Origin of the sequence: Desulfotomaculum sp. 1211_IL3151 (assembly GCF_036763075.1) — a bacterium.
Lineage (GTDB): Bacteria > Bacillota > Desulfotomaculia > Desulfotomaculales > Desulfotomaculaceae > Desulfotomaculum.
Genome location: NZ_JBAIYV010000001.1, coordinates 1 through 4,468 on the forward strand (window position 1 = coordinate 1; position 4,468 = coordinate 4,468).

General features: G+C 38.6%; 4 protein-coding genes and 1 rRNA gene. All 5 read right to left on the bottom strand.

Annotation, left to right across the window (positions count from 1 at the left end; all coding sequences use genetic code 11):
- Positions 1 to 161 precede the first annotated feature (161 nt).
- Positions 162 to 899: a tRNA pseudouridine(38-40) synthase TruA gene (gene truA / locus V6C11_RS00005; protein WP_333529034.1), complete on the bottom strand. Its 738-nt coding sequence runs from the start codon at positions 897 to 899 to the stop codon at positions 162 to 164.
- A gap of 95 nt (positions 900 to 994) precedes the next feature.
- Positions 995 to 2,026 carry a threonine aldolase family protein gene (locus V6C11_RS00010; RefSeq protein ID WP_333529035.1) on the bottom strand — a complete coding sequence of 344 codons (1,032 nt, stop codon included), beginning with the start codon at positions 2,024 to 2,026 and terminating at the stop codon, positions 995 to 997.
- Positions 2,027 to 2,084: 58 nt separating this feature from the next.
- The gene (locus tag V6C11_RS00015) at positions 2,085 to 2,906 is read right to left on the bottom strand and encodes a nitroreductase family protein (protein ID WP_333529036.1); all 822 of its coding nucleotides are present in this window, start codon (positions 2,904 to 2,906) and stop codon (positions 2,085 to 2,087) included.
- A 90-nt stretch (positions 2,907 to 2,996) separates the two neighbouring features.
- The gene (locus V6C11_RS00020; RefSeq protein WP_333529037.1) at positions 2,997 to 4,100 is read right to left on the bottom strand and encodes an NAD(P)/FAD-dependent oxidoreductase; all 1,104 of its coding nucleotides are present in this window, start codon (positions 4,098 to 4,100) and stop codon (positions 2,997 to 2,999) included.
- Between the two features lie 290 nt (positions 4,101 to 4,390).
- Positions 4,391 to 4,468: ribosomal RNA gene (gene rrf, locus V6C11_RS00025) — 5S ribosomal RNA — on the bottom strand; the annotation flags it as partial.

Consider the following 4,468-nt stretch of genomic DNA (forward strand, 5'->3'; position numbering starts at 1 on the left):
GCAAGTTTTTGGTAGTTTGTTCACTGCCTTATCGGCGGTGGAATCATATCTTACCACTTTTTCTGCGTTGGTTGCAAGTGGTAATTTTTGTTTGTCACCTTGCGGCGACATTTGTTATCTTAACACACATGTTGAGCCTTTTGCAAGAGTAATTTTTAACATTAATAATTTATCTTTTCCAAGAACAAACCACCCGCATCTGCCATACAACCCGTTAGATTTCGTTCCTTGGAAGCTAAAATTTTAGGTATATCCCCAGCAGCTTTTTCACCTAATCCAACTTCTATTAACGTTCCGATAATCTTTCTAACCATATTATGTAGAAATCCATTCCCACTTATTCTGATTTGGATTAAACCTGCACTTTCTTCTAAATCAATCGAATATATTTCTCGGACCATTGACTTTTTCTTAGACTTTGCATTTGAAAAGGCCGTAAAATCATGTTCACCAATAAAATATTGAGTAGCCTTTTTAATTAAGGTGGTATTTAGCTTTTTCTCAATATGCATACTATATTTTCGCAGGAAAGGATTCGAAAATTCCTCGTTCCAAATTTTATATAGGTAGGTTTTACTTTTGGCATTATACCTGGCATAAAAGTCTTCTGGAACTAGGGTAACTCCCCTAATACTAATATCCTGGGGTAAATACCGATTTAAATACGTTTTTATTTCAGCTTCTGACAGGTTTTCATTCGTCTTAAAATTGGCAATTTGAGCAAGTGCATGCACACCGGCATCCGTTCTACTGCTGCCAATAATTTCAACCTTTTTACCTACCAATTCCGATAATACATTTTCTATTTTTCCCTGAATTGTATTCTCACTATTTTTTAGCCTTTGCCAGCCCTTATACCTTCCACCATCATATTGGATTAGCATTTTAAAATTGTTCATTGTTGCTCCTAATGAAAACAGTTATTTAGGTAGGAGTATATCGTTGACTCAACCATACACTCCTACTTAGTTGCACCTTAAATCAAGGGGGCAGTCTATTTAGCTATACTATTTTTCAGATCATCAATAAAAGCTAAAACAGCCTCTTTTCTAGTAGCCCAGGAAGTGACTAGACGTATAGCAGAGCGTTCCTCATCTATTTTTTCCCAAACTATGAAGGAGTAATTTTCCTGAAGCTTGGCAATCAAATAATTTGGTAGTATGGGAAATAACTGGTTAGAGGGAGAATCCGTTAGTAACTGGCAGCCTGCTCCGCTGATTTCCTGCCTTAGCAAATTAGCCATCTCATTGGCATGTCTCGCCATATCAAAGAATAAATCATCTCTAAATAATTCCAGGAATTGTATGCCTAACACTTTGCCTTTAGCCAGCATGGCTCCCCGTTGTTTTAAATGGTATCTAAAATCATCTTTAAGCCGGTCATTGCAAATTACCAAGGCTTCACCCAAGAGGGCACCGTTCTTAGTCCCGCCAATATAAAAGGCATCAACTAATTGCCCTATATCCGCAAGGGTTAGGTCATTTTCTTCTGAGCATAATGCCGAACCCAGGCGAGCCCCGTCCATGAATAAAAACAATTTGTTTTCTCGACAAAACCTGCTTAACTGTTCCAATTCGCCTTTTGTATAGATGGTGCCAATTTCTGTTGGGTTTGAAATATAGACCAGCCTAGGTTTAACCATATGCTCATCCCCATGAATATCAACAGCCGTTTTAACCTGTTCGGATCTAAGTTTACCATCGTTAACCTCAACGGAGATAATTTTATGCCCTGTGGCCTCAATGGCTCCGGTCTCGTGAACCAGAATATGACCTGTATTAGCTGCAACAATCGCTTCATGAGGTCTTAAAAATGCTGACAAAGCAGTAAGGTTGGTTTGTGTCCCGCCTGATAAAAAATGAATATCTATATCATTTCGCTTGATTCTTTGTTTAAGTATTTCAATGGCCTGCAAGGAATAACGATCTAGGCCATAGCCTTCAACCTGTTCCATATTTGTTTCTAGTAAAGCGTTCAAAATTCTGGGATGCGCACCCTCACTATAGTCATTCTTAAAGCTGTACATTCCTGTAATCTCCTTTGTAAAAATATGTTCCGCTATCATGTCCATTAAGCTTCAAATATTATTTCCAGTATATTGCCGCTTCTTTCCTTGGCACAGTTCTATAGTACTTTACATTCGGATAGCCTATGACCATACAGGTTACAACCTGCCTGTCTCCTTCTATGTTGAGAAAATCCATGATCTTTTTACTTTGCTGGGCTGCCCTAACAAAGAAGCCGCTGAAGAATGTACCTAGTCCTAAGGCATTCGTCATAAGCTCCATATTAGAGGAAGCCAGAGCCCCATTTATCTGGGAATTGGCAGTAACGATAATGATGGCTGGAGCATTAAAGAATAATCGATCGTTTTCGTGAGGATTTTTTTGAAATGCCTGGTACATGTCAACCCACATCTTAGCATATCTTCTCAACAGCTTAGCCCCTGGAGTTGGCTGGTCCAGCAGGTGTTCTCCCATTTTCTTTAAGGTTTCATAGGTTAAAGCTTTTAATTCCGGTAGTCCTTCCCTTACCACTATATAAGATACATCCTGCAGATTGCTACCCGTTTGGGTAAACCTGCCAGCTTCTATGATCTGTAAAATCTTTTCTTTTTCTACTTCTTTATCCCGAAATTGTCTCACACTTCTCCTAAATTTAATAAAGTTTAATAACTGTTCAGCACCCACTGAAAATTCATCCCTATTATACTCTTTTACTTCTTCCATATTATATTCATCTGTAGATATCGCTCTTTTGGGGCAGATAGCAATGCAATGCCCACACTTAATGCAGTTTCTGTTTTTAACCTGCGCTTTGCCATCAATCCGTTCTATATCATTGGGGAAACAATCTTGAACACATTGCCCACATCCGATACATGCTTCCGTATTTACCTTTAACATTTGGTAATTCCACCCCCTATGTTTTCCACTAATATATTAACAAACCCCGCTGCATTGCGCCAGCGGGGTATTCCTATAATTGCTTGGTAGTTAAGTTTCTATTTCTTTACCACTTAAAATATTGGTTACTTTATTAATCTGACGCTGGATAGGGCCAAAAAAATCAACAAAGTTTAAGCCACTATTACATATTAGCTGCTTTATTACGGGTGTATCTATTGCTGAGATTAAACGATCCAAGCCATCATTATCAAGACCCTCAAATGGTTTTCTGAAAGAAGAGATATTCTCTACATGGTCCTGAAGTGGTTTAACCAGGGTGGAATAATCTAACCCTTTTATCATTGCACGTGCAGCATAGGTTCCGCTCATTAGCGCCTCAATTGCACCCATTCCTAAAAATCTTTCTGTTAAGCCTGCTGAACGGCCTACTAATAGTACATTATCGACCTGAAATTTATTAACTCGTCCGTCCGTCCACATTGGAATCGAAAACTTGTAACCAAATTCAAGGTCTTCTAAATCTTCGATCTCTAAAAAATCCTTATAATGCCTATCAATCTCCAGTTCATCATCCCCAATATGACACATACCCACTATTGCCTGCGTGCTATTTATAGGTCCCAGCCTAGCAAGGCCCTGCCCAACATGTTTCATATTAAAGTAAATGGTTGTACTGGTGGGGTTAAAAGCACCATAAGCAAGTCCACCTCTTAAGTGAACCATATCTATGCTTTTCCATACACCGAGTTCTTTAGCAACTGTTTCTTTGCCAGTAGCAACAACTACGAAGTCATACTTCTTAGACAGCTCTTTATAATCAGCTGGCCTATTAAAATGAACCGGGGTTCTTTTAAGGGTACGATATAGCTGATTTTCTACAGAATCAACATGTTTACCTCGCCTCATAATGTAACCGATATCACCTTTGATCTTGGTTTCTTTATTTTGCGACCTCATTATTAATTCCGTACATCTATTTATAGGCTTTAAGTCTAAACCGAACCTATCTCTTAGGTAGTTATGGAGATCACCTTTGCTGTTGTGGATTACATGAAGCCAGTGGACAATACATACATAAGGCCACCCGACAGACTCATCACGTTCAAAAACATCCGGTATTATTCCTAATCTCTCGCACTCCAGGGCGCAGGCAAGACCACCTAGTCCTGCTCCAATAATAGCAATTTTCATTAGATACCAGCCTTATAAATTATTAGCAGTAAATTCCTTTACTTGATTCAACGTATCCTATGAATTCTAGTCAAAAAAATACGGACTATTAACTTAAGCTATATTTTCAATTACAACTAGTTTAATCAATAATTTAGATTTTATTAATTATTGGCAGAATATATAGAAACCAAGGACATGAAAAAAGAGGCCTTCCAAAAGTTCAGCGAACTTATGAGAAGCCCCTATAGACACGTATCTATACATAACAAAACCCTACAGTTATTGCAACTGTAGGGTTTTAAAAATTAATCTGGCAACGACCTACTCTCCCAGGAGCGTGAGCTCCAAGTACCATCGGCCCTGAAGGGCTTAACTGCTGTGTTCGG

What these genes read in the sequence shown, in the direction of transcription:
- V6C11_RS00010 (WP_333529035.1), bottom strand. Translation starts at nt 2,026, where the DNA reads ATGTACAGCTTTAAGAATGACTATAGTGAGGGTGCGCATCCCAGAATT.
- truA (WP_333529034.1), bottom strand. Translation starts at nt 899, where the DNA reads ATGAACAATTTTAAAATGCTAATCCAATATGATGGTGGAAGGTATAAG.
- V6C11_RS00015 (WP_333529036.1), bottom strand. Translation starts at nt 2,906, where the DNA reads ATGTTAAAGGTAAATACGGAAGCATGTATCGGATGTGGGCAATGTGTT.
- V6C11_RS00020 (WP_333529037.1), bottom strand. Translation starts at nt 4,100, where the DNA reads ATGAAAATTGCTATTATTGGAGCAGGACTAGGTGGTCTTGCCTGCGCC.